This window comes from Aquabacterium parvum, assembly GCF_001447195.1.
GTDB classification, from domain to species: Bacteria; Pseudomonadota; Gammaproteobacteria; order Burkholderiales; family Burkholderiaceae_C; genus Aquabacterium; species Aquabacterium parvum.
Genome location: NZ_LFRI01000001.1, coordinates 1 through 273 on the forward strand (window position 1 = coordinate 1; position 273 = coordinate 273).

Below are 273 nucleotides of genomic sequence, written 5' to 3' on the forward strand. Positions count from 1 at the left end.
GCGCATCAGACACAGCAGCCTCGATGAACTCGCGCTTGCTCATGTCGAGCAGGTTCGTCACTTGATCGAGGCGCTCGATCAGCGAGGGATGCACCTTGGCGCACATCTGGCGCAGCTCGGTGAGCTGGCCTTGATCGATGGCCTGATCGACCAGCCGGCCCATGTTGGCACCGTGGCTCAGGGCCTTGAGCTTCAGCACCTGAAGCTGGATTACTTCGTCAAAGTTCATGATTCCTCCAAAATCCAAAAGCGGATGCTTTGGATTCTAGGAGG

General features: G+C 57.1%; 1 protein-coding gene. It reads right to left on the bottom strand.

The annotated features are described in order from the left end of the window. Positions 1 to 229, bottom strand: a 229-nt coding sequence (locus ABG80_RS00005) for a hypothetical protein (RefSeq protein ID WP_407638717.1), incomplete at its 3' end; no start/stop codon positions are given. Between the last annotated feature and the right edge of the window lie 44 nt (positions 230 to 273).